The following is a 24,478-nucleotide window of genomic DNA, read 5'->3' as shown; positions in this document are numbered from 1 at the left end:
GCTTTATCCCACCACCGCCCGCACCACCACCAGCAACACGACGATAAACAGCGCCGCCCCGATAATCCCGGCCGCGATCAGATGCAGCGGATTCAGCGTGGCATCGCTTTCCAGATCCCGGCGACGGCGCACGCCGAAGAACGACCAGAAAACCGCCTTCAGCAACCGGAGAAAACTGCTCTTCGGCGCCGGCTTTTGTGTTTCAACCATCTTGCGTCTCCGCCGCCTGGAGCAGCTTATGAACTGCAGCCGCGCATGTTTGCTACGGGCGCAGCCTTACTAAATGCCGCTTCGCGAAACCGACGCAGGCGTGCTCAACTCAAAGAACGTGTACGACAACGTGATCGTTTTCACATCCTTCGGCAGCTTCGGATCCACCACGAACACGACGGGCATGCGCCGTGTCTCGTTCGGCTTCAACGTTTGCTGCGTAAAACAAAAACACTCAATCTTCTTGAAGTACTCGGTGGCCTGCATCGGCGCGTAGCTCGGAATGGCTTGCGCCTGCACCGTGCGGCCTTGCTGGTTGGTCACCTCGTACATCACCGTCATCACTTCGCCCGGATGCACGTCAAGCGTGTTCTGTTCCGGCTTGAACTGCAACGGGCCGCGCGCATTGGCATCGAATTCGATGGAAATCGTGCGGCTCGTATCGACCTGCGTGTTCTTCGCCTCGCGCGCGCCTACATCGCGCTGCACCAGATTGTTGATGCCGGTAATCGAGCAAATCGCGCGGTACATGGGCACGAGCGCAAAACCGAAACCAAACATGGCCACCGCCACGACAATCAGCTTGAGCATCATCGAGCGGTTGAACGCGCGGTCTTCCTTGATCTCCTGAGGCCTCGACACCTTCCTTAACCTCTTGAGCGCACGTACTGATCGACGACTACCGCCAGAAAAAACACCGCGGCTACTGCCAGCAGGATCAGGCCGAGCCGCTTGTTGCCCGCGCGAACTTCCGCGGGCGTGCGTTGCTTCTGTGAATTCCGGGTCATGCGTTCAGGCTTTATTCCGCTAGTCATGCGCTTCGCTGTCATTGTCCTGCGTGGCGCACGTCCCGTTTTGCAACATCCAACGACGGCACGCGCTGCCTGAGTTCATTCCACGCGCGTTTATTCCACGTGCGGCGGCTGTTCGAACGTGTGGAACGGAGCCGGGCTCGGCACGGTCCATTCCAGACCTTCGGCGCCGTCCCACGGCTTGTCGTCGGCCTTAACCAACTCGCCGCCGCCGCGATACGCCGGCAGCGCCACCGCGAACAGGAAGTACACCTGCGCCAGACCGAAACCAAACGCGCCGATCGTCGCAATCTGGTTAAAGTCCGTGAACTGCGCCGGGTAATCCGCATAACGACGCGGCATACCGGCGAGGCCCAGGAAGTGCATCGGGAAGAACGTGATGTTGAAGAAGATCATCGACGCCCAGAAGTGGATCTTGCCGCGCGTCTCGTTATACATCCAGCCCGTCCACTTCGGCGCCCAGTAATACCAGCCGGAGAAGAGCGCAAAGAGCGAGCCCGCCACCAGCACGTAGTGGAAGTGCGCCACCACGTAATAAGTCCCGTGCATCTGGATATCGAGCGGCGCCATGGAGAGGATCAGGCCCGTGAACCCGCCCATGGTGAACACGAACAGGAAGCCGATGGCGAACAGCATGGGCGTCTCGAAGGTCAACGAACCGCGCCACATGGTGGCGACCCAGTTGAACACCTTCACGCCCGTGGGCACCGCGATCAGCATGGTCGCGTACATGAAGAAGAGCTGGCCCGTCACCGGCATGCCGGTGGCGAACATGTGGTGCGCCCAGACCATGAACGAGAGAATCGCGATGGACGAAGTGGCATACACCATCGAGCTATAGCCGAACAGCGGCTTGCGCGAGAACGCCGGAATCACCTGCGACACGATCCCGAACGCCGGCAAGATCATGATGTACACCTCGGGATGCCCGAAGAACCAGAAGATATGCTGGTACATCACTGGGTCGCCGCCGCCCGCTGCGTTGAAGAACGACGTGCCGAAGTGGCGATCGAACAGCACCATGGTGATCGCGCCTGCCAGCACCGGCATCACGGCAATCAGCAGGTAAGCGGTGATCAGCCAGGTCCAGACGAACATCGGCATCTTCATCAGCGTCATGCCGGGCGCGCGCAAGTTCAGGATCGTCACAACGATGTTGATACCGCCCATGATCGACGACGCGCCCATCAAGTGGATCGCGAAAATCGCGAAGTCCATGCCCGGGCCCATCTGCGTGGAGAGCGGTGCGTACAGCGTCCAGCCCGCAGCGGTCGCGCCGCCGGGAACGAAGAACGACGTGATCAGCAGGATGGCGGCCACCGGCAGCAGCCAGAAGCTGAAGTTGTTCATCCGTGCGAAGGCCATGTCCGAGGCGCCGATCTGCAGCGGAATCATCCAGTTCGCAAAACCCACGAACGCCGGCATGATCGCGCCGAACACCATGATCAGGCCGTGCATGGTGGTCAACTGGTTGAAGAACTCGGGACGCATGATCTGCAGGCCCGGCTCGAAGAGCTCGGCGCGGATCATCAGCGCCATCACGCCCCCGGAGAGGAACATGATGAACGAGAACAACAGGTACAAGGTACCGATGTCCTTGTGGTTCGTCGCGAACAGCCAGCGACGCCAGCCGTACGGCAGTTCGTGCGCGTGCTCGTCGTGAGCGTGACCATGTTCGTGGCCCGCGGTTACATCGTGTCCGATGCTAGACATGACAATCTCCTAAAGCGAATACTGCGGCACTTGGCGTTACGCTACGCCAGCTTCCTTTCAGAAAGAAACTGGACGAACCGGGTACGTCAGGCAGCCGGACTAATCTCTACACGCCGTGCTTCTCTCGCGTCAGCACCGCCCGTGATCGTTTCCGGCTTCTTCAAAATAATGCGGTCTTCCGCTACACCCGCGGCTTTCAGCGCGTCGCGAACGGCCTGCGCACGCGCCTTCGCGAGTTCCGCGTTCTTGGCGGCAGAGCCGGTTGCGTCGGTGAAACCGGACAACGTCAGCTTCGCGTCCGGATGCGCCTTCGCGTAATCGGCAGCAGCCTGGACTGCGCTGGCCGCGTCGGCGGGCAAAACATCCTTGCCCGTCTCGAAGTACACGCTCGCTGGCAGCGAAGCCGACTGAGCCGCAGTGTCCGATGCCGGTGCTGCAGGCGCTGCCGGAGCAGCGCTTGCTGCTTCCGCGCCGCTCGCCGCTGCGTCGGAACCCGCCGCCGCACCCGCTGCCGCCAGATGATCGCCACCTGCGGGCATCTTGCCGTTACGTGCATCAGCGACTTGCATCGGCTGCAGGATGTCGCCCGTATGGTTGCCCCAGGTATTGCGTTCGTACGTGATCACCGAAGCAATCTCGACGTCGTTTAGCGTCGCGCCCCAATTCGGCATCGCGCCCTTGCCCTTCAACACAATGCTCACGTGTTCAGCAATCGGACCATTGGCAATCTTGCTGCCATCGAGCGCCGGAAACTGGCCCGCGCCCTTGCCGGTCGGCTGGTGGCAGACCGCGCAATTGGACGTATAGACCTGCGCGCCACGCGCCTTCAGCTCGTCCATTGTGTAGGTCTTGTTGGGATCGTCCGCGCTGGCGGCCATTTTCTTCTTCTGGCCATCGACCCATGCTGCGTAGTCATCAGCCGACAGTACTTCGACCACGACCGGCATGTACGCGTGTTCCTTGCCGCACAACTCGGTACAGAAGCCGCGGAACGTGCCGGTCTTCTCGGCCTTGAACCATGTGTCGCGCACGAAACCGGGGATCGCGTCCTGCTTCACGCCGAATGCCGGGACGTACCACGAGTGGACGACGTCGTTAGCGGTGGTGATGATGCGGATTTTCTTGTCGACCGGAACCACGAGCGGGTTGTCGACTTCTTGCAGATACAGCTCGCCAATGGGCTCCTGGCCATTTACCTGGCTACGCGGCGTGGACAGCGTGGACAGGAAGTTGATGCCTTCGCCCGGCCCCTTCACGTAGTCATAACCCCACTTCCACTGATAACCGGTCACTTTCACGGTCAGATCAGCGTTGGTGGTGTCTTTCATGGCAACCACGGCCTTGGTGGCCGGCAGCGCCATCAGCACGACGATCACAAACGGGACGATGGTCCAGATGATTTCGACGGTGGTGCTTTCGTGGAAGTTCGAAGCCTTATGGCCTTTCGACTTGCGATGCATCAGGACGGAATAGAACATCACGCCGAACACGCCGAGGAAAATCACCGTACAGATGATCAGCATGAACGTATGGAGGCCGTAGAGCTCTTCGGCGATCTTCGTCACTGGCGTCTGGAAGTTGAGTTCATTCACTCCAGGACCGCCGGGAACGTCACTGACCGCCAGGGCTGCGCCGGCGAACAGGAGTCCGCTTAACGCCAGCACGCCCGACAGGGCTCGCTTGATTGTTTTCATAGCTTCCTTACCCAAAATTTCCATTCAGACCCTCGACCCCCGTATGCACTCGTCCGATTCATGCATCGTCTCCTCAGGAAACGATTTACTCGGCGGCGCGTGTCGATGCGTGTGCCGCTTCCTGCTTTTCCTGCGCATTGATCTGCCAAAACTGTGCAACGCCGCCTTGCCTGCACGCACCAGCGCGTTTCAGTTGCAGCGCATCAGCCACGTGCGCAACTCGACGGCAAACTGCTTGCGACGATGCTGCGCCAAATGTATCCCGACAGGCACCGACTGTCCCCGTGACACGAGCTTCACCGGATCTCTCGGCGTGGCTCCCGGTTCGACTCGCACCCAGCGCGGATTGAACTCCAACTGCGTCAGCGTTTCGGCGTCCATCCGTTCGATCAGAAGCCGGTCGTGAAACAGCAGAATCCGCTCGTAGTCGACAGCATGCCGCGCGTAGATGACGAACGCGATACCGACCGCCAGCAACTCGATACCAGTAAAAGGCAGCACCAGCCAAGCGCCTGCCCACACCAGCAAACTCGCGATCAGCAACGAAAACAGCGCCAGCGACACATAAAAGGCCACGAATTGCCGCGGCGAGACAGAACAGTTCCGCTTGATCAACCAGTCCTTGACGACCGGTTCGGTGTCCATCGGCAGATCCGTTGCTTGCATCGCCGTCTCCCGCGTCAGATTTGTCTCACCCGCGCCGCGTCCCGCTCATGTGCTGCTCGCTTATTGCTCGCTCACTGCTCACGTATTGTTCGCAAGTCGCTCGGAATGCACCCAAAATCGTGCCAGCCAGGCGACAAACTGACGCATTATAGGCGCGTTGCCCAGCATCCACAAGCAAGGTGGTGCACGCCGCAAAGCCAAGCCGCACAAGCCTCTGCGCCCTTTTGCCGCATCCTTTTGGATGCTTGTCAACGCGCGCATTCGAGGGGTGATAAAGGCGTTTGTGACTTGTTTACTTGCTTCGTTTTGAGCCTCGCCCTATGTCTTCGAGCCTCACAATACCGTGCCCTTCCGCCGTCATTCGCGGCACCGCCTTCCATGCGTGTCCATAGATCACTTCAAAGGTCAGCGGGATCGTGCCGTCTTCACGACGACGCGCTTCGAGCGCCGCGTGAAGCGCATCACGCACCGCGCGAGCATGGGTTTGCGGGGCCACGTCGCGCGGATAAGCGCCCCATCGGCGCACGTCTTTTAACAGCGATTCCGGCGACTTGTACGTGATCGTCAGCACCTCCTGATCCATCACGGGAATCTCGAAGCCGCTCTCGACCAGCATGTCGCCGAGATCGTGCATATCGACGAATTCGATGGTGTGCCGCTGCGGCGCCAAGCCCAGCGATTTTTCCGCCTGCGCGTACGCGCCGGTGAGCTCTTTCAGCGTGTCGGGACCCAGGGTGCTGAACATCAGCAGGCCGTTCACCTTGAGCACGCGCGCCCATTCCGGAAACACGAGGTCGGGCCGCGCATGCCAGTGCAGCGCGAGATTCGACCAGAGCATTTCGAAGGCGCTGGCAGCAAACGGGAGTTCTGCGAAGTCGGCCTGCGCCAGTTGCGGGCCGCGCGCGCCGAATGCCTTGCCCAGCGTGGCGGGAAGAAACCGCCGCCAGCCGGCGTTGGCTTCGGATTCGGCCATCTCGGCCTTGTTCGCCCGGGCCAGCATCGCCGCCGATAAATCCATGCCGAGCACTGAGGCCTCAGCGAAACGCTCGCGCAGACCGGGCAGGTCGGCACCCATGCCGCAGCCCGCGTCGAGCACGCGCACAGGCGTTACCTTGATGTAGTCGAGCCGCTCGCGCATGCGCTGCGCAATCTCGCGCGGCAGGAAAGCGACGTCATCGAACGTCGCGGCGCGACGGTCGAAAATGCGCTTCAGACGGCGCGAATCGTAGGCCGGACGGCCAGCGTTGGCGGGAGTTGGGGACATGACAACCTGCTTTATAAGAGTGCGAAGTATACTCGGTCGATTCCTGAAACGTTCGGCCAAACCAGACAGCGCAACGGTTTCCGCCTGTTTTTATGCTCGGCTATCGGCGCACTCCCGGCGGCCTGTTGTGCTGCCACGCATTATTTGGATCGAACGTATGAATCTACGGTTTTGCGTCGTATCGCGCGCTCCAGGCTCGCTACGCGCAGCTTCTGTCGCCGTCGTGCGGCAGCTCGACCGGATCCGCGACATCGCGTTGCCCAATCAGTGCGCATTGTGTGGCAATTTGTCGCAGAAGGTGTTGTGTGCGGGCTGCGACGAACAGCATTGGAACCAGACATGCATGCGGTGCCCGGTTTGTGCTTTGTCCATGCCGTTTTTTGCCGCAGTCAAGGGCGTTAAACGTGAAGCGCAGCCACCTTGCAGACGTTGTATTGCGCAGCCGCCGCATTTCGACGCGACTATCGCGCTGGCCGATTACCACGCGCCACTCGATACACTCGCGCTCGATCTCAAGTTTCACGCCCGGCGGGCAACCGCAGAGGAATTCGCCCGCCAGTTGCAGGCCGCATTCGAGGCAACCGACGCAGCGGCCCCGGATATCGTCTCACCGGTGCCGGTGTCGCGTCGGCGCCTGAGGGTTCGCGGCTACAACCAGGCCTGGTCGATCGGCAAACCGCTCGCCCGCCTGCTCGGCGCGCGTGCCGACGCAGCGCTGATCGAGCGCACCCGGGACACCGCGCCGCAAGCGAAGCTCGATCTGGATACGCGGCGCCGCAACGTCGGCGAGGCGTTCAAGGTGTAGCGCGCACTACGCGGCCAGCACGTGGCTATCGTCGGCGACGTCATGAGCTCCGGCGCCACGCTGGACGCGCTGGCCTTTACGCTGAAAGCAGCCGGTGTGCGGCGCGTGAGCAACTTCGTCGCGCTGCGCACCCCGCAAGACTAAATTTCAAGAGTTATCGCTAATGTTTAACGTCGTACTGGTCGAACCTGAAATTCCGCCGAACACCGGCAACGTGATCCGGCTGTGCGCCAATACGGGCGCCCGCCTGCATCTGATCGAGCCGCTCGGTTTTCCTCTCGACGACGCCAAAATGCGCCGCGCCGGCCTCGATTACCACGAGTACGCGCAGATGCATGTGCATGCGAACTGGGAGACGTTCCTGGAAACCGAAACACCTGACGTGAGCCGCATGTTTGCCTTCACCACGCGCGGCTCGACGCCGTTTTTCGGGCACACGTTCAAGGCCGGTGACTGGTTTGTGTTCGGCGCCGAAACCCGGGGCCTGCCGGACGCGGTGCTCACGCAGTTCACCAACGAGCGCCGTGTGCGTCTGCCGATGCGGCCGGGCAATCGAAGTTTGAATTTGTCGAATACGGTGGCGGTCGTAACGTTCGAAGCGTGGCGTCAGACAGGGTTCGAGGGTGGCGAATAGGCTTCGCCACGCCTATCACTCCGCTTTGGAATCGCGGCTCAGCAGCGCCTGAACCGCGTCACCCGGAGCAACATTCTCGAATAACACGCGGCACACGGCGTGTGTGATCGGCATATCGATGCCATGGGCCTCAGCGAGCGCCAGCACGGCCCGCGCGCATCGCACGCCTTCGGCTACATGGCCGAGCGCCGCGAGGATATCGGTGAGCGAACGGCCCGTTGCCAACTGCATTCCGACCGTGCGATTGCGCGACAAATCCCCTGTCGCCGTCAGAATCAGATCGCCGAGTCCGGTCAGGCCATTGAAGGTTTCCGCGCGCCCGCCGAGCGCCACGCCGAGCCGCGACATCTCGGCCAGTCCGCGCGTAATCAACGCGGCCCGGGCGTTCAGGCCCAGACCGAGTCCATCGGCAATTCCGGTTGCAATCGCCAGCACATTCTTCACCGCGCCGCCCACTTCGACACCGATAACGTCGTCACCGGTATAGATTCGCATGGCCCCGTGATGAAAAGCCGCGACCGTGCGCTCGACAAGCGTTGCCGACGCGCTCGCGATCGTCAGCGCCACAGGTAAGCCTTGCCCGACTTCGCGCGCGAAGCTCGGTCCGGATAACGTGCCGCTGCTCGCGTGTTGCGGCAATTCGGCCGCAACCACCTCGTTCGGCAGACATTGCGTGTCCGCTTCGAAGCCTTTGCACAACCAGACGATATGCGCCGGCACAACGCCCAATTCACGCATGTTCCGACATAACGCGCGCAGGCCCGCGACCGGCGCGGCAACCACGCACAGTGCGTCTTTCGCCGCGCCATGGGTCAGGGCGGAAGCGAGATCGGGATCGTATTGAAGCGATGCGGGCAGCGTTATGCCGCGCAGATAGCGCTCGTTTTCATGCGAATGGGACAGCGACTCGACGAGCGCGCGATCGCGCGCCCAGAGCACCGTAGAGTGGCGAGTGGCCAGATGGCCAGCCAGTGCGGTGCCCCACGCACCGGCGCCGAGAACGGCTACTTGCATGCCCGGCTCCGGAATGTGCGGGATTTAGTTCAGCGTCGCGCCGTTGGCCACGCCTTCCTGAGCCGCCGACAACTGCGAAATACGTTGTTCGTACAGCGCCTGGAAATTGATCTCGGCGAGGTGGATCGGCGGGAAACCGGCGCGGGTGATGGCGTCGGCAATATTCGAGCGCAAGTACGGGAACAGGATGGTCGGGCACGCAATGCCGACCAGCGGATCGATTTGATCGGCGGGAATGTTGCGGATATCGAAAATACCGGCTTGCTTGGCTTCGATCAGGAACGCGACCTTGTCGGACACCTTCGCGGTCACGGTGCCCGTTACCAGCACTTCGAACACGCTTTCCGCAAGGCGCTCGGCCTTCACGTCCACTTCCACTTCCACCGACGGCATTTCCTGCTCGAGGAAGATGCCCGGCGAGTTGGGCTGCTCGAGCGACATGTCCTTCAAGTAGATGCGCTGGATGTTGAAGAACGGCTGGTTGTTGTCGTCAGACATGGTTGATTCCCTTGATTATTTAATGTGCAGCTCACGGCTTTTCCGGTTTTTCCGGCTGAAAGCCGCGAGCTGCTTAATTGCGTAGCGAACGCATTCAGGCCGACGCCGACGCTCCGGGTCCGACGTGTCAGGCAGCCTCGAGCAGCGGCATCAGGCCGCCTTTGCGATCAAGCGCCGACAGATCGTCGTAACCGCCAACATGCGTCTCACCGATAAACACTTGCGGCACCGTACGGCGCCCCGTACGCGTCATCATTTCTTCACGTCGCGCCGGATCACGGTCGATCAGCACCTTCTCAACATTTTCGACGCCGCGCGACTTTAGTAGACGTTCGGCCATCTGGCAATACGGGCACACCTGCGTGCTGTACATGATCACTTTATTCACTTTACCGCTCCTTGTTTCACGACCGGCATGCCGGCTTTCTGCCAGGCATCCAGTCCGCCCTGCAATACATGGACTTCGGCATAACCTGCATCGCTCACGATCCGGCTCGCCTTCTGGGACTGCTGGCCGGTCTGACACACGAGCAAGACCGGATTGCTCTTATTCTTCGCGATTTGGCCAATTTTTGCTTGGAGCTCCGTGAGCTCGAAGTTTCGCGCCGCCGGCAGGTGCCCCTGCGAATACTCGGCGGCCGGCCGCACGTCGATCACCGCGGCGTTACGCCGGTTGATCAGCTGAATGGCTTCTGGCGCCGAAACACCGCCGCGGCCGCGCCGGACAAGCGTTGGCCAAAGCAGCAACCCACCAGAAATGAGGGCGACCGCGATAAGAACAAGGTTGGTGTAATCGGTGAAAAACTTCACGTCGGGACCGCCGGATTGGGAGTGTGGAAAAATGAAAGGTCGAAAAAAATCGGGACAATCCTGCCATTATAAAATAACCGTCCGCCGCGATGGCCTCGGCCGATCGGCCGAGTTGCGCCAGAACGCGTTGCCGCACAGAATCGATGCCAGTTTCCCGCTTCCTAACTAACCGACCTCTCAACGGACATCATGTACAAGCTAGTGCTCATCCGCCACGGCGAATCCACGTGGAACAAGGAAAACCGATTCACAGGCTGGGTCGACGTCGACCTGACTGAACAAGGCAACCGTGAAGCGCAGCAGGCCGGCTTGCTGCTAAAGGAGGCCGGCTTCAGCTTCGACATTGCGTACACATCGGTGCTCAAGCGCGCGATCCGCACGCTCTGGCACGTGCAGGATCAAATGGACGAAATGTACTTGCCGGTCGTCCATTCGTGGCGGCTGAACGAGCGACATTACGGTGCGCTCTCCGGGCTGAACAAAGCCGAGACCGCCAAGAAATACGGCGACGAGCAAGTGCTGATCTGGCGCAGAAGCTACGACACGCCGCCCCCCGCGCTCGATCCGTCTGACGAACGCACGTCGTACAACGATCCGCGCTATGCGAAAGTGCCGCGTGAGCAGTTGCCGCTGACCGAATGCCTGAAGGACACGGTCGCACGCGTGCTGCCTTTCTGGAATGAGTCCATCGCGCCAGCCGTCAAGTCGGGCAGGCGTGTACTGATTGCCGCGCATGGCAATTCCATGCGCGCGCTGATCAAGTACCTGGACGGAATTTCCGACGACGACATCGTCGGCCTGAACGTCCCGAATGGCGTGCCGCTCGTCTATGAACTCGACGAAGACCTGAAGCCGATCAAGCACTATTATCTCGGCGACCCGGAAGCCATCGCCAAGGCGCAAGCGGCGGTTGCGAAACAAGGGAAAGCGGGTTAACAGCGCTCTGTTTTATGCTTGGCCGACGGCCGTGGATGCTTTGATGCAGCATTCGCGGCTGTCAGCTTTGTTACTGTCCTCATACGTTCACCCCGCGCAGCGCCAAAGCATCGGCCCCGGCTAAAGAGCGATGACGCTGCACCGACTCACCAACGTTTATCGCCCAAAGACGCGAAAATAAACGGCCCGACCTGAACTAGGCGAATGCATCCTTTAACCGGGCCCGACATTTGCGCCCGGATAACGATTTTCAAACTACCGCCCCTAAAAAGAACCCGTCCATTCATTTCCCGGTGAGTCCTTTAAGCTGCGATTAAGTCGTGGTCCAAGGCTTGCAGTTATACTGCCCAATCAACCACGACGCAGCCTAATCCGCTTCCGACCGCAACAGACTCTATGCGAAAGAACCTGAAAAACATCGGCCTGATCGCCGCGGGCCTTGCTACCGGCGTATTTGCAACGCTGCAACTCTCCGCATCAGCCCAGCAAGCCGCCACCGCGCCTCTTCCGCTCGATCAATTGCGGTTGTTTGCCGAAGTATTCGGGCAAATCAAGCATGAATACGTCGAACCGGTCGACGATAAGAAACTGCTCACCGCTGCTATCAAAGGCATGGTGTCGAGCCTCGATCCGCATTCGTCATACCTCGACAAAACCGATTACGAGGAGCTTCAGGAGCAGACCAAGGGTCGCTTCGCGGGGCTCGGTATCGAGATTTCGTCGGAAGATGGCTTGATCAAGGTGATTTCGCCTATCGAAGATACGCCTGCGTTCCGCGCCGGCATTCGTCCGGGCGACCTGATCACGCGCATCAACGACAAGCCGGTACGCGGCATGACGCTGGATAACGCCGTCAAGCAAATGCGCGGCGATCCGGGCACCAAGGTCACGCTGACCATCTTCCGCAAGACCGACGACCGCACCTTCCCGATCACGGTCACGCGTGCGCTCATCCGCGTGCAGAGCGTGAAGATGAAGATTCCGGCTCCGGGTTACGGCTACATCCGGATCACGAGCTTCCAGGAACGCACGGTGCCTGATCTCGCCGCGAAGTTGCAGGATCTCGCGCGCCAGCAACCCGACCTGAAGGGCCTCGTAGTCGACCTGCGTAACAACGGCGGCGGTTTGCTGCAGAGCGCGGTCGGCGTGGCTGGCGCGTTCCTGCCGGATAACGCCGTGGTGGTGTCGACGAATGGACAAATCGCGGACGCGAAGCAAACCTTCCGCGATACCTACGACAATTATCGCCTGCCTTCCTTTGACTCCGATCCGCTGAAGAACCTGCCGGAAATCTTCAAGAAGGTGCCAATGGTCGTGTTGACCAATGCGTATTCCGCATCGGCCTCCGAGATTGTCGCGGGCGCGCTGCAGGATCATCATCGCGCGTTGATTGTCGGTAAGACCACGTTCGGCAAGGGTTCGGTGCAGACCGTGCGTCCGATGACCGCCGACACCGCGCTGCGCCTGACCACCGCGTATTACTACACGCCAAGCGGCAAGTCGATCCAGAACAAGGGCATTCGCCCGGACGTTCCGGTCGATCAGTACGCAGAAGGCGATCCGGACGACGCACTCGTCACCCGCGAAGTGGACTATTCGAACCACCTGGCCAATACGCAGGATCCGAACGAGAAGAAGGAACAGGAAGCCCGTGAAGCGGACCGGCTCGAGCAACTGCGGCTTCTTGAGGAGCAAAACGACAAGAAGACGCCGGAGCAGCGCCGCAAGGATCGCGAGCGCAAGCCGGTCGAGTTCGGCACGCCCGACGACTTCATGCTCCAGCAAGGGCTGAACAGGCTCGAAGGCAAGCCGGTGATGGAATCGAAGTCTTATTCCGAAAGGAAACTGGCGCAGGACAAGCCGGCTCCATCGGCGTCTGCTCCTATTATTGTCAAACCGGCCTTGCCGGCAACGCCAGGGGCAGATGCAACGCCTGCCTCGGGCGCGCAGGGAGCGAACGCGGCACCGGTGCCCGCGTCGGCACCCGTGCCGGCTTCGGCTACACAGTAAGTTTTGTTTCGGTTTCAGTCAGCGCGGAGTCGATGTCCGCGCTGACTGATTCAGCACTAAGCAAAGAAATCGTATCGCCGTAGTACCCTTCCGCCCCCGCCGTACCCCTCACGCCCCACATCGCTAGTTCTCCGGCTGCACCACCGCATCGTGTGATTCGCTTCACGCGATTAAAATAGGGGTTTCGCGACCGTCCGCCTGTTTCCAACTTCGCGGCGTGCCGGTCGAAGCCCACTTGAGCGCTCGATGAACGACGATCAGCTTCTTCGCTATTCCCGACACATCCTCGTCGATGAAATTGGCATCGAAGCGCAACAACGCTTTCTCGATGCGCACGCCATCGTCATTGGCGCGGGTGGGCTCGGGTCGCCTGCTGCCATGTACCTGGCAGCGGCGGGTGTCGGTGAGATCACGCTGGTCGATGCCGATTCCGTCGATCTCACCAATCTCCAGCGTCAACTCCTGCACGTGAGTGCATCGGTCGGTGAACCCAAGGTGGACTCCGCCCGCAACACGCTCGCCGCGCTCAACCCGGGCGTGAAGGTCAATACGGCAGCCCTTCGCGCCGATGCCGCGTGGCTCAACGCCCACGTCCCGCGTGCCTCCGTCGTACTCGATTGCACGGATAACTTCGCCACGCGCCACGCCATCAACGCTGCATGCTTCGCCCACGGCGTGCCGCTCGTGTCGGGCGCGGCACTGCGCTTCGACGGCCAGATCAGCACCTTCGACTTCCGCTCGGCCGAATCGCCCTGCTATGCATGCGTGTTCCCGCCGGACGAAGCGTTCGAGGAAGTCGCGTGCTCGACCATGGGCGTCTTCTCGCCGACGGTAGGCATCATCGGCGCTATGCAGGCGGCCGAGGCGTTACGGGTGATAGGCAGGTTCGGTACGACGCTCGAAGGCCGCCTGATGATGCTCGACTCGTTACGCATGGAATGGAACACGATGCGCATCGCACGGCAAGCGACGTGCCCGGTGTGCGGAACGCATGCGAAGAAATAGTGTGATGAACTCTCCCGCCGCTATCAACATTCTCGCGGTCGGACGTGGCCGTCTCGCTGGAGGAATCCCCGCCCTTTCCGCGTAAGCGGCAGCCGATGGCTGAGGACGGGGAGGACGTCAACGGATTGGGGAGTGGACTGTCGTGGCTTGCATGGGCCGTGGGCACGCCCGTGGTCATGATCAGCGGTTTTTCGCACCCGTCGACGGAGTTCAGCACGCCGTATCGCGTAGTCAATTTCCACGGCTGCAATAGCTGCTTCAACGACATGACCACCGGGTTCGATCCGCAGAATTTCGCCTGGTGCCCACGCCGCTTCGACAGGGCGCAGCCGTTTCAATGCACGGCCATCATCACGCCGGAGTTCGTGATGCGTGTGGTTGACAAACTCATGGCCGAGCGCGGCCTCGCTCAGATCTTCTGAAGCAACGCCAGCGCAGCGAGCAACTCCGCGGGTTCATAAGCGGCGAGCACGTCCTCGACCGGCTTTTGCAACGCCTTCAGGTCCGCACGCAAGATCTCCTGCTTGACCACCAGCAACTGGCTTGGGTGCATCGAAAACTCGGTCAGCCCCATGCCGAGCAGCAGGCGCGTCACGGTCGGATCGCCAGCCATTTCACCGCACACCGAGACCGGGACGCCAGCAGCTTTCGCCTCACGCAGCGTGAACGCAATCAAGTGCAGCACCGCCGGATGCAGCGGGTCGTAGAGATGCGCAACGGCGTTATCCGCGCGATCGATGGCGAGCGTGTACTGGATCAGGTCGTTGGTCCCGATCGACAGGAAATCCAGCCGCTTCAAAAACAAACGCACGGCGATCGCGGCAGCCGGAATCTCGATCATTGCGCCGATCTGCACGTTGCGATCGTAGTCGATACCGGCGTCGTCAAGCTGACGCTTCGCTTCGTGGATCAGATCGAGCGTCTGGTCGATTTCCTGCGCGTGCGCGAGCATCGGGATCAGGATCTTCGCACGACCAAACGCCGATGCCCGCAAGATCGCCCGCAATTGCGTCATGAACATCTGCGGCTCGGACAGGCTCCAGCGGATCGCGCGCAAGCCCAGCGCCGGATTCTGCGCGGTCTCGTAACCGTCGCCGCTGCCCATCGATTCGAGCGGCTTGTCTGCGCCCACATCGATCGTGCGGATGGTCACCGGCCGGCCGTTCATCAACTCGATCGCGCGCCGGTAAGCCTCGAATTGCTCTTCCTCTTCCGGCAGTTTGTCCTTGTGATTCATGAACAGGAACTCGCTGCGGAACAGGCCCACGCCCATCGCGCCTGCATCGAGCGCTGTCTTGGCGTCGTCGGGCAATTCGATGTTCGCGCACAAATCGATCTTCGTGCCGTCCAACGTTTGCGTCGGCGAGAACTTGAGGCGCTGCAGCTTGCGCTGCTCCAGCACCTTCTCACTTTGCCGATACGAATACTCTTCCAGTACGATCGGCGCCGGATCGACGATCACAATGCCGTGATCCCCGTCCACGATGATCAAGTCGTTCTGCCGGATCAACGTACTCGCCTGCTGCACGCCGACCGACGCGGGAATACCGAGGCTGCGGGCCACAATAGCGGTGTGCGACGTACGGCCGCCGAGGTCCGTCACGAATCCCTTGAACGCCTGGGTCTTGAACTGCAGCATGTCGGCGGGCGCGATGTCATGGGCGACCACGATCATGTCGTTGTGGCCATTGGTCGCGGCACCATCCACCACGAGCGTCGCCGTGGACGGCGCGCCCGCGAGCGCCTTCAGCACGCGCTCCACCACTTGTTGAATGTCGGCTTTACGCTCGCGTAAATACTCGTCTTCGATATCGTCGAAATGGCGGCTCAGGATTTCAAGCTGCTCGGTCAGCGCCCATTCCACGTTGTAGCGGCGCGTACGGACGAGGTCGATAGTTTCGTGAACGAGCATGGCGTCGTTCAGGATCATGGAGTGGACGTTGATGAACGCGCCCATCTCGCTGGGGGCGTCGGCGGCCAGATCGTCGCGCAGTGCGTCCAGCTCTGCGTGCACCTGCGCCTGCGCTGCGTGAAAGCGTTCAATTTCACTGTCGATGCCATCCGGCTCGACCAGATAGTGATCGACATCGAGTGCCGCCGCCGCGATCAGATACGCGCGGCCGATGGCGATACCGCGCGAGACGGGAATTCCATGCAGCGTGAACGACACGCGCACCTCTCTCTAGTTATGGGTGGCTCACGGTTTTGCCGCATCCCCGGCTGACGATGCGATCCGCGCACCATTATAAATTCGAACGCTATCCGGCACGCTGTGCAGCGCAGCAACTTTCTGTCACAAAACGACGCAAGTTATTGCACGATATGTCATGGCAATGGACACAAAAAAGCCGCGTCGATGCGCGGCTTTTTTCAGTGCTGCTAGCAGGACAAGGTCATTGTCCTTCGCCAAATTTATCTGCGATGAGCGCGAGGATGGCCTTCATTGCTTCGGCTTCGTCGGCGCCTTCGGTTTCTATTGTCACCGTGCTGCCGATTCCCGCCGCGAGCATCATCACGCCCATGATGCTTTTCGCGTTGATCCGGCGGCCGTTGCGGCTCATCCAGATCTCACATTGAAAATTTCCTGCCAGTTGCGTTAGCTTGGCTGAGGCACGCGCGTGCAACCCCAGCTTGTTCACGATAGTTGTTTCCTGTTGCAGCATGATGCTCCGGGCGCTAGGTGAGAGGGCTGACGCAATGCAGCTTGGTCAATGCTTCTTAACGGTCTTTTCAACGTGCTGCTGGCGCGCTCGACTCAGTGAGTTGCCACCTTGGCGGGCATGCAACTGGTCGCGGCAGCACCGACTGCGCAATTTGCAGCAGCAGCGGCTGCGCTCGCCATCGCGCAAGGATTGGCGGGCGTCGAGGCATCGAGTTCCTGGATGCCCTTTGATCCACCTTGCAGCGATTTTTCAGCCAGCGTGTCGAGCGGTGTGGTCCTGTAGCAGACCGCGCGCACGAGCATCGGCAAATTGACGCCGGCGAGCACGCGAACCGTGCTGCTTGCCAGGCTTTGCGCGATATTCGCAGGCGTTGCACCGAACACGTCCGTGAGTACGACAGCGCCGTTCTCTTCCTTCAGACGGTCGATTTCGGAACGCGCGAACGCACGGACTTCGACGGGATCGCAATCCGGCATCACATCGATCACACCAATGCGTGCGGGCAAACCGCCATAAATGTGGGTAATGCACTCCCGTAACGCCGAAGCGAACGGAGCGTGCGCAATGATTAGAATGCCAGCCATGTCAGAGTGTGCTGCCCCAAAACGACGAGATGCGTCGGAAATTGCGGGAACTTGCTTTTATATATGCCAATTGCGGTGCCAGACTGCTTCAAGCGGCGCCAAACGCGACTGCAACATCGATCCGTGTGCGGAAAGGTCAACAAGCGCCAATACATAAGCTTAGTCGGATTTCGCACGCTATGCGCAGCGTTATGCACTGCAGCAAGTTTCCACTTTCAATTTCGGGGCCGGATCGCGCCACGAAACGAATCTCATGAGGGGGAGATTGTAACAGTCCGGGAGAAATCAACGGGCAGACTGCCCTCTTCGACAGTCACCTCTAATTTCTAGCGTCCTGCCACGGTCGTACTAAGCTGCGGCAGCGCGTTCCAATGCATCGATGAACATGCCGGCTACATCGAAGCCCGTCTGGTCCATGATTTCACGGAAGCACGTCGGGCTCGTGACGTTCACTTCGGTCAGGTAGTCGCCGATGGCATCGAGGCCGACCAGCAGCAAGCCGCGATCGAAGAGCGTTTGCCCCAGCGTTTCCGCGATTCGGCGGTCGTTCTCGGTGAGCGGTTGAGCGCGGCCCAATCCGCCTGCGGCCAGGTTGCCGCGCACTTCGTTGCCTTGCGGAATGCGTGCAAGTGAATACGGCACCGGTTGTCCGCCGATCAGCAAGATGCGTTTGTCGCCATCGGCAATTTGCGGGATGAACTTCTGCGCCATGACGCTGCGCGCGCCGTTGTCGCTGAGCATTTCCACGATCGTGCCGAGGTTCATGCCGTCGGCCTTCACGCGAAACACGCCCATGCCGCCCATGCCGTCGAGCGGCTTCAGGATCACATCGCCGTGTTCTGCGTGGAAAGAGCGCAGACGCGCGGCGTCGCGGGTGACGAGCGTGGGCACGACGAATTGCGGCCATTCGCCAATAGCCAGTTTCTCCGAGTGATCGCGGATCGCGCTGGGCTTGTTGAAGACGCGCGCGCCGGTGCGCTCGGCCAGCTCCAGCAGCCATGTGGACGTCACATATTCCATATCGAACGGCGGGTCTTTGCGCATCAGGACGGCATCGAAATGCTTGAGATCGAGCACCTCCGGCGCTTCAGCTATGTACCACGGTGAGCGCGCCGAATCGGCTTCGTCGCCGACGATCTTCACGCGCTGGACCGTCCCTTCCACCTTGCCGCCGACCCACGCCAGATGCTGCGGCTCGCACGCGTAGAGCGTGTGTGCGCGACGCGCGGCTTCGGCCATCATCGCGTAGGTCGTGTCTTTGTAGATCTTGAAATGATCGAGCGGATCGGCGATAAAAAGGATGTCCATAAGCGTCCAGAGCGGCCGTTTGGCCTTGATTTGATCGGTGTGAATGCGCGTTGCTGCCGGTCTTGCAGCAGCCGATTTTTAACACGTCGCGCGCCTTCGCGCCTGAAGTGCAAACGGCCGCAACCTCGTGCGGCCGTCGTTTTGCAGTGAAGCTTAGACCTGAATCGCTTCGGGATCGGTCTTTTCCAGTTCCAACGACGCCGCGAGCAACCCGAGCCGCGCCACCACGCCATACATATAAAAGCGGTTCGGCGGTGCGGCGCCGGGCTTTGCGTGAGTATCGGGGAGCGCGGTGTGCTCGAAACCGAGCGGCACGAAATGCATGCCCGGCGCGTTGAGGTTCTGGTCGCGCTCACGAGAGTCGTGTACCCGATAAAACCCGCCCACCACGTACCGGTCGATCATGTACACGACCGGCTCGGCAACCGCGTTTTCCACGCGCTCGAACGTATGCACGCCTTCCTGCACGATCACGTCGTGGACTTCGAGGCCGTCCTTCGCGTCGTTCATCTTCACGCGCTCGCGTTTGGTCAGCGCGGCGACTTCACATGCATCGTGCACTGTCATGACGCCTTTGCCGTACGTGCCGGCATCGGCCTTGATCACGACGTACGGCTTCTCGCTGATCCCATACTCGCGATACTTCTTCGCGATCTTCTTCAACACGCCGTCGATGGCTTCAGCCAGCGCTTCCTCGCCCGTGCGCGCCTCGTAGTCCACGCCTTCCACATGCGCGAAATACGGGTTGATCATCCACGGATCGATCTCGACAAGCTTGGAAAACTTCTTCGCGACGTCGTCATAACAGGAAAAGTGATTGGACTTGCGGCGCACGGCCCAACCCGCGTGCAGCGGCGGCAACAGATATTGCTCGTGGAGATTTTCCAGCACGGGCGGGATGCCGCCGGACAAGTCGTTGTTCAGCAGGATCGAGCAGGGATCGAAGTTTTTCAGCCCCAGCCGGCGCGGCGTGCGCTCGAGCGGTTCGAGGACGATCTTCTGGCCATCGGCGAGCGCGATGGTGACCGGTCCGTGGATGTTCTCGTCGAGCGTGCCGAAGCGGATGTTCAGCCCGGCCTGACGCATGATCGTGGCGAGCCGCGCGACGTTCTCGAGATAAAACGCGTTGCGCGTATGGCGCTCGGGAATCACCAGCAGATTCTTCGCGTCGGGGCAGATCTTTTCGATCGACGCCATCGCGGCCTGCACGGCAAGCGGCAGCACTTCCACCGGCAGGTTATTGAAACCGCCGGGGAACAAGTTGGTATCGACGGGAGCGAGCTTGAAACCGGCGTTGCGCAGGTCTACCGAGCAATAGAACGGCGGTGTGTGTTCTTGCCACTCCAGCCGGAACCAGCGTTCGATGGACGGCGTCGCGTCGAGTATCTTCCGCTCGAGATCGAGCAAAGGGCCGTTTAAAGCCGTAACGAGGTGCGGAACCATTGATGACTCGCGGACTTAAGAGGAAAGATTGTAGAGCAAACGCCTCACGTATTTGGGTATGAACTCCCTTTTCCCAAGCCTATTAGCACGGTTCGTGTCGCCGTTTGCACCAATCCCGTCTGCCAGAAACAGTCACTTTGCACAAAAATCAGACAAAAAAATGCCCGCCGGTAAGTGGGCGGGCAAAATCGCTGCGCTTGTCTCGGAGCCGTGCTGCTATAGCTTGGCGCTCGATTCAGAGGATAAAACCGCGGCCTCTCGCGCCCGGTTTCACCCCCTTCGAAAACATTTCTTATTCGACGTGTTCGCCATGCAGCGTCACGTCGAGACCTTCACGTTCCTCTTCTTCTGTGACACGCAGACCCATGACCATGTCGATAACCTTCAGCAGGATGAAGCTGACCACGCCGCTGTAGACCAGCGTGGTGAGCACGCCCTTGGCTTGCAGCAGGACGCTGCCGTCCGCGCCGCCGATGTCCTTGACCGCGAAGATGCCGGTCAGGAGCGCGCCGAGAATACCGCCTATGCCGTGGACGCCGAACGCGTCGAGCGAATCGTCGTAGCCGAGCTTCGTCTTGAGCCACGTTGCCGACCAGAAGCAGACCACGCCAGCCAGGACGCCGATCACGAGCGCGCCGGTCACGCCGACATAACCCGATGCCGGCGTAATGGCCACCAGACCTGCAACCGCGCCCGAGATGATGCCGAGCACCGAAGGCTTGCCCTTCGCCAGCCACTCCGCGAACATCCAGCCGAATGCAGCACATGCGGTCGCGATTTGTGTCGTGAGCATCGCGAAACCGGCACGGCCATCAGCGGCCACTGCCGAACCCGCGTTGAAGCCGAACCAGCCGACCCACAGCATCGAAGCACCGATCAGCGAGAGCACCAGGTTGTGCGGCGCCATGACTTCGCGGCCATAACCGACCCGCTTGCCGAGCACCAGACAGCACACCAGACCTGCGATACCGGCGTTGATGTGAACCACCGTGCCGCCCGCGAAGTCGAGGATGCCAGCAGCCGACAGCCAGCCCGTCGGTTCCCAGACCATGTGAGCGATCGGCGAGTAGACGACGAGCGACCACAGGCCCATGAACACGAGCATGGCCGAGAACTTCATCCGGTCGGCGAACGCGCCGGCGATCAGCGCCGGGGTGATGATCGCGAACGTCATCTGATAGACGAAGTAGACGGTTTCCGGAATCGTCGGAGCCAGGTGGCTGACGGTCAGGGTGGTCGCCTTGTCGCCCTTGATGTAGTTCATGCCGTGCAGGAACACCCGCGAGAAGCCGCCGATGAACGAGTTACCCGGAGTGAAGGCGAGGCTGTAGCCGACGACCGTCCAGATGATCGTGACCAGGCAGCAGATTGCGAACGATTGCATCACGGTCGCGAGCACGTTCTTCTTGCGGACCATACCCGCGTAGAAGAGCGCGAGGCCCGGGATCGTCATGAACAGAACGAGTGCGGTGGAGGTCAGCATCCAGGCGGTATCGCCAGCGCTGATCTTCGATGAATCCACGGAGAACGGTTCCGTCGGCGCAGCGGGTGCTGCGTCGGATGCACCGGAAGCCGGAGCGGCGGCCGAGGCTGCCGTTGCCGCGCTGGCGGTGTCTGGTGCGCTTGCAGGTGCTGCTGCGGCCGTGTCTGAAGCCGCGGCGGATGCAGCCGCTGGTGCGGATGCATCCTGCGCCATCACGGTGCCGACGCTGACTCCTAGCAGCGACCCCGCCATCAACAAGGACATCAATAATTTACGCATTCTTCTGTTTCCTCTTATCGCCGAATCTTTTTTTAGAGAGCGTCCGCGCCGGTCTCACCGGTGCGAATGCGAATGACTTGTTCAATCGGGGTGACGAAGATCTTGCCGTCGCCGATCTTGCCCGTGCGGGCCGCGCGCTCTACCGCCTCGATCGCCTGGTCAACGATGTCGTCGGAGACCGCCGCTTCGATCTTCACTTTCGGCAGAAAGTCGACCACGTACTCGGCGCCGCGATACAGCTCCGTGTGGCCCTTCTGGCGGCCGAAGCCTTTTACCTCGGTCACGGTAATGCCCGAGACGCCAATAGCCGATAGCGCTTCGCGTGCTTCGTCGAGCTTGAACGGCTTGATGATTGCGGTAATGAGCTTCATGTATCCCTCGCTGTGTGTCGAACAGAGTTGGCGCTTTAGCGCTTTAATCTGGTCCCATGCCTGATCCCTCGTTGCCTCGTGCCCGTCGCGAGCAGCGTCTGATGCGCCACGCCGCGTTACCGACCGCCCGGAAAAGCGCGCACGGACGAGGCCCGGGCCACTTATGCAACTCGTATGCCATGCACGCGTCTAGGTATGTAGAACAAGGCTGCGGCGCACGCCGTGCGCGGGCGTAGACCGAACGGCCAGCAACGCCTGCGTGCGCTGGCGCGCACCGTGGATCGTTGCTAGAGTGCTCGCAAGGTCCGGGCAAACAGGTGTGTTCGCAAGCGCAGCATCGTGCTGCGTGGATGTGTCCCGGTTCTGACGGGGCGCCCTATCGCGCGCACCAAAATGGATCATCCGGTTTGCCGGAGCACTGAGCTAACAATGAATGCACCTTCATGGTGCGCAAGAGGAAAACCGCATGAAACAACCCAACGACGTATTCAATGACTTCCAGGCCAAGATGAGCGAACTGCTTAAGAATTCGCCGGCAAAAGACATTGAACGGAATATGAAAGCCATGCTGTCCCAGGGCTTTTCGAAGCTGGATCTGGTGACGCGCGAAGAATTCGATACCCAGACGCAAGTGCTCGTGCGCACGCGCGCCCGGCTAGAGGAACTCGAACAACGAGTCGCGCAACTGGAAGCGAAGTTAGGCGGCGGGCCGTCGTCCAGCCCTCAGGACTGACTATCTGGTTTTGCTAAAGCGTGTCATCGGCTAAGCGAGCCGTGATGTTGGCTCATTGAGCCGTTGCCTCGGATTGACGAGGCGCCGGCAGCGGGGAAAAATCATGTCGCTTGCCGTGGTGCGCAGCCGCGCGCCCGCCCCTGGGCGCGCGCCCGAGTTCAATCGTCGGCCTGCCCGATCTCGACGTCCGTGAAAGCCGCGAGCGAGTGCGCGCCGCACTCCAGAATTGTGGCTTCGATTTCCCGGTCCGCCGCATCATGATCTCGCCCCCGCCGATCTACCGAAGGAATCGGGCCGCTTCGACCTGCCTATAGCCGATTCGCCGACCGCTGCCCACCTCGCCGAAGCGATTCAATACCGGCGTGCATCCACGACCGCATAAAACACCACCGGAACCGCACCGCTCGACAAAAAGAAAAATCGCCTGTCAAGACTTGACTTATGCACATTGCATCGTTCCTTGTTTCTTTAACATCTGATCAAACACCAATTTTGGCAATGATCCGCAGACCATTGATTTTATTGATTATTTTAGACTGCCACGAATCGAGTCAAAGTAAGGAAAGCCGCGTCGGACGGGCACTTGGCGAGGGTGCGGTGAAGTTTTCCACAAAGTTATCCACAACCTCTGTGGATAGTTTAAAAAACTGAGATAAATCCTAGTTTTAGCCCAAAATGCTTGTGCGATTTCTCAGGCCTGAAACGTTCGCTGCGTGTCTGCCAATTAGAGAAATATCGGCGAACGAATGGGCGCTGTTTCGTGCAAATACTTAAAAAAGTTTGAACGAGGAGAAAAACTGATCGATTTGATCGGGCGGCGGCGCCTTGGTCGAGACGATCGCGACTTGGTACGCGTGTGTGCCCTTGGCGATGAAACGCGCCCGGATCTGACGTGTTCCGCTTTTTTGGCCATCAGCGCTCGTGCCGCTCACGGCAATTTCGGCGCCAGCCAAGTGTCCGCCTGCCGCCACGTCAATCTGGACCGGATGTATCGCGGGCACGGTATTGAGATTGCGTGCCAACCCTTGCTGAAGAAAATCGAGCGCGGCGCGCTGGGTCGCCGGATCGGCATCGGGCAAGTCGACGGTACCGACGGCGAACACGGCGTCGCCCGCCTCGGCCATCTGCATCTTCATGTGCATCGGCTTCCCGGCGATGTCGATATCGCGTGCGTCGGAACGCGGCTTGGCCGGGAAGGTGACTTCGTAGGCGTCGTCGTTGTTCTGGATCGTGCGCCAGTCGTAAGCCGGCGTGCAGGCCAACAGCGCGGCGGCGACGAACAGGAGCGTGGTGGTCGAAGCGGCCGATTTGAACAGGGCGCGCGGGGAATTTTGCGTGACGACGCGCTTCAAGGCGCGTGGGAAAACTCGGATCATGAGAAATGTTGCGAGGAAAACCGTGATTATCCGCTGCTGGCCCCTGATACGTTGGCAGCGAGTTTTGCGCTGGATAACGCCCTGCCTTGCAAACGCCTCACACCAAGCCGCACGCAGAAACGCTTTTCAGAGATTGGCGCTAAAATGCGGAGCATCCAGTCAGGCTG

The 24,478-nt window shown here is 60.5% G+C and carries 24 protein-coding genes and 3 pseudogenes; 8 read left to right on the top strand and 19 right to left on the bottom strand.

All coding sequences use genetic code 11. The features are described from left to right. Positions 1-3 precede the first annotated feature (3 nt). From EOS_RS28675 to EOS_RS28645, 7 genes are all read right to left on the bottom strand, one after another. The gene (locus EOS_RS28675; protein ID WP_047895572.1) at positions 4-210 is read right to left on the bottom strand and encodes a DUF2970 domain-containing protein; all 207 of its coding nucleotides are present in this window, start codon (positions 208-210) and stop codon (positions 4-6) included. 69 nt (positions 211-279) lie between these two features. Then, complete coding sequence (locus EOS_RS28670) at positions 280-852, bottom strand: cytochrome c oxidase assembly protein (RefSeq protein WP_075645409.1); 573 nt, start codon at positions 850-852, stop codon at positions 280-282. Between the two features lie 5 nt (positions 853-857). Beyond that, positions 858-998: a cytochrome oxidase small assembly protein gene (locus EOS_RS47205; protein ID WP_047895570.1), complete on the bottom strand. Its 141-nt coding sequence runs from the start codon at positions 996-998 to the stop codon at positions 858-860. Between the two features lie 117 nt (positions 999-1,115). Further along, entirely contained in the window at positions 1,116-2,735 is a 1,620-nt protein-coding gene (gene ctaD, locus EOS_RS28660; RefSeq protein WP_047895569.1) for a cytochrome c oxidase subunit I, read from the bottom strand. Positions 2,736-2,821: 86 nt separating this feature from the next. Beyond that, the gene (gene coxB / locus EOS_RS28655) at positions 2,822-4,453 is read right to left on the bottom strand and encodes a cytochrome c oxidase subunit II (protein WP_047895568.1); all 1,632 of its coding nucleotides are present in this window, start codon (positions 4,451-4,453) and stop codon (positions 2,822-2,824) included. A 165-nt stretch (positions 4,454-4,618) separates the two neighbouring features. Continuing rightward, positions 4,619-5,095: a DUF2244 domain-containing protein gene (locus EOS_RS28650; RefSeq protein ID WP_047895567.1), complete on the bottom strand. Its 477-nt coding sequence runs from the start codon at positions 5,093-5,095 to the stop codon at positions 4,619-4,621. Positions 5,096-5,387: 292 nt separating this feature from the next. Further along, positions 5,388-6,359, bottom strand: coding sequence for a methyltransferase domain-containing protein (locus tag EOS_RS28645; RefSeq protein ID WP_047895566.1), 972 nt, complete (start codon positions 6,357-6,359; stop codon positions 5,388-5,390). Positions 6,360-6,516: 157 nt separating this feature from the next. Here EOS_RS28645 and EOS_RS28640 point away from each other — a divergent pair. Then, positions 6,517-7,308, top strand: a pseudogene (locus tag EOS_RS28640) (ComF family protein). A 19-nt stretch (positions 7,309-7,327) separates the two neighbouring features. After that, positions 7,328-7,798, top strand: a complete 471-nt coding sequence (gene trmL, locus EOS_RS28635) for a tRNA (uridine(34)/cytosine(34)/5-carboxymethylaminomethyluridine(34)-2'-O)-methyltransferase TrmL (RefSeq protein WP_047895565.1) — start codon at positions 7,328-7,330, stop codon at positions 7,796-7,798. Between the two features lie 15 nt (positions 7,799-7,813). Here the strand turns inward: trmL and EOS_RS28630 are convergent, their stop codons facing one another. The 4 genes from EOS_RS28630 to EOS_RS28615 all read right to left on the bottom strand — a co-directional run bounded on the left by EOS_RS28630 (position 7,814) and on the right by EOS_RS28615 (position 10,120). Beyond that, positions 7,814-8,812 (bottom strand): NAD(P)H-dependent glycerol-3-phosphate dehydrogenase, encoded by a 999-nt coding sequence (locus EOS_RS28630; RefSeq protein WP_047895564.1) that lies wholly within the window; start codon positions 8,810-8,812, stop codon positions 7,814-7,816. 24 nt (positions 8,813-8,836) lie between these two features. Then, positions 8,837-9,310, bottom strand: coding sequence for a protein-export chaperone SecB (gene secB, locus EOS_RS28625; RefSeq protein ID WP_047895563.1), 474 nt, complete (start codon positions 9,308-9,310; stop codon positions 8,837-8,839). Between the two features lie 127 nt (positions 9,311-9,437). After that, positions 9,438-9,698, bottom strand: coding sequence for a glutaredoxin 3 (grxC, locus tag EOS_RS28620; RefSeq protein ID WP_047895562.1), 261 nt, complete (start codon positions 9,696-9,698; stop codon positions 9,438-9,440). Continuing rightward, complete coding sequence (locus tag EOS_RS28615; RefSeq protein ID WP_047895561.1) at positions 9,695-10,120, bottom strand: rhodanese-like domain-containing protein; 426 nt, start codon at positions 10,118-10,120, stop codon at positions 9,695-9,697. The genes grxC and EOS_RS28615 overlap by 4 nt, the downstream gene beginning before the upstream one ends. Positions 10,121-10,309: 189 nt before the next feature. On the opposite strand from EOS_RS28615, the gene gpmA reads away from it, so the two are divergent. The 4 genes and pseudogenes from gpmA to EOS_RS28595 form a co-directional block, all read left to right on the top strand. Beyond that, on the top strand, positions 10,310-11,056 hold the full coding sequence (gene gpmA / locus EOS_RS28610; RefSeq protein WP_047895560.1) for a 2,3-diphosphoglycerate-dependent phosphoglycerate mutase: 747 nt from the start codon (positions 10,310-10,312) through the stop codon (positions 11,054-11,056). Between the two features lie 396 nt (positions 11,057-11,452). After that, positions 11,453-13,066, top strand: coding sequence for a S41 family peptidase (locus tag EOS_RS28605; protein WP_047895559.1), 1,614 nt, complete (start codon positions 11,453-11,455; stop codon positions 13,064-13,066). A 246-nt stretch (positions 13,067-13,312) separates the two neighbouring features. After that, positions 13,313-14,071, top strand: coding sequence for a HesA/MoeB/ThiF family protein (locus EOS_RS28600; RefSeq protein WP_047895558.1), 759 nt, complete (start codon positions 13,313-13,315; stop codon positions 14,069-14,071). A gap of 137 nt (positions 14,072-14,208) precedes the next feature. After that, a pseudogene (locus tag EOS_RS28595) lies at positions 14,209-14,493 on the top strand (autotransporter strand-loop-strand O-heptosyltransferase); the annotation flags it as partial. On the opposite strand, the gene ptsP reads toward EOS_RS28595, so the two are convergent. The 7 genes from ptsP to EOS_RS28560 all read right to left on the bottom strand — a co-directional run bounded on the left by ptsP (position 14,481) and on the right by EOS_RS28560 (position 22,202). Beyond that, positions 14,481-16,241 (bottom strand): phosphoenolpyruvate--protein phosphotransferase, encoded by a 1,761-nt coding sequence (gene ptsP, locus EOS_RS28590; protein ID WP_200908714.1) that lies wholly within the window; start codon positions 16,239-16,241, stop codon positions 14,481-14,483. The pseudogene EOS_RS28595 and the gene ptsP overlap by 13 nt on opposite strands. A 223-nt stretch (positions 16,242-16,464) precedes the next feature. Then, complete coding sequence (locus EOS_RS28585) at positions 16,465-16,734, bottom strand: HPr family phosphocarrier protein (protein WP_047895555.1); 270 nt, start codon at positions 16,732-16,734, stop codon at positions 16,465-16,467. Between the two features lie 92 nt (positions 16,735-16,826). Further along, positions 16,827-17,318 (bottom strand): PTS sugar transporter subunit IIA, encoded by a 492-nt coding sequence (locus EOS_RS28580; protein WP_047895554.1) that lies wholly within the window; start codon positions 17,316-17,318, stop codon positions 16,827-16,829. A gap of 348 nt (positions 17,319-17,666) precedes the next feature. Continuing rightward, the gene (gene gshB / locus EOS_RS28575) at positions 17,667-18,626 is read right to left on the bottom strand and encodes a glutathione synthase (protein WP_047895553.1); all 960 of its coding nucleotides are present in this window, start codon (positions 18,624-18,626) and stop codon (positions 17,667-17,669) included. Between the two features lie 153 nt (positions 18,627-18,779). After that, a complete protein-coding gene (gshA, locus tag EOS_RS28570) occupies positions 18,780-20,069 on the bottom strand; it encodes a glutamate--cysteine ligase (protein WP_047895552.1) in 1,290 nt (429 codons plus the stop codon). Between the two features lie 292 nt (positions 20,070-20,361). Then, positions 20,362-21,831: an ammonium transporter gene (locus tag EOS_RS28565; protein ID WP_047895551.1), complete on the bottom strand. Its 1,470-nt coding sequence runs from the start codon at positions 21,829-21,831 to the stop codon at positions 20,362-20,364. A 32-nt stretch (positions 21,832-21,863) separates the two neighbouring features. Further along, positions 21,864-22,202, bottom strand: a complete 339-nt coding sequence (locus EOS_RS28560) for a P-II family nitrogen regulator (RefSeq protein WP_031364354.1) — start codon at positions 22,200-22,202, stop codon at positions 21,864-21,866. Positions 22,203-22,668: 466 nt separating this feature from the next. Between EOS_RS28560 and EOS_RS28555 the strand changes: the two genes are divergently transcribed. Further along, a complete protein-coding gene (locus EOS_RS28555; RefSeq protein ID WP_047895550.1) occupies positions 22,669-22,935 on the top strand; it encodes an accessory factor UbiK family protein in 267 nt (88 codons plus the stop codon). A gap of 103 nt (positions 22,936-23,038) precedes the next feature. Further along, positions 23,039-23,272 (top strand): annotated as a pseudogene (locus EOS_RS44955) (magnesium chelatase domain-containing protein); the annotation flags it as partial. A gap of 433 nt (positions 23,273-23,705) precedes the next feature. Here the strand turns inward: EOS_RS44955 and EOS_RS28550 are convergent. Further along, complete coding sequence (locus EOS_RS28550) at positions 23,706-24,311, bottom strand: hypothetical protein (protein ID WP_235442997.1); 606 nt, start codon at positions 24,309-24,311, stop codon at positions 23,706-23,708. Positions 24,312-24,478 lie beyond the last annotated feature (167 nt).

It is taken from the genome of Caballeronia mineralivorans PML1(12) (genome assembly GCF_001028175.1).
In the GTDB taxonomy this organism is placed as follows: Bacteria; Pseudomonadota; Gammaproteobacteria; order Burkholderiales; family Burkholderiaceae; genus Caballeronia; species Caballeronia mineralivorans.
This window is presented reverse-complemented; position numbering and strand designations above follow the sequence as displayed.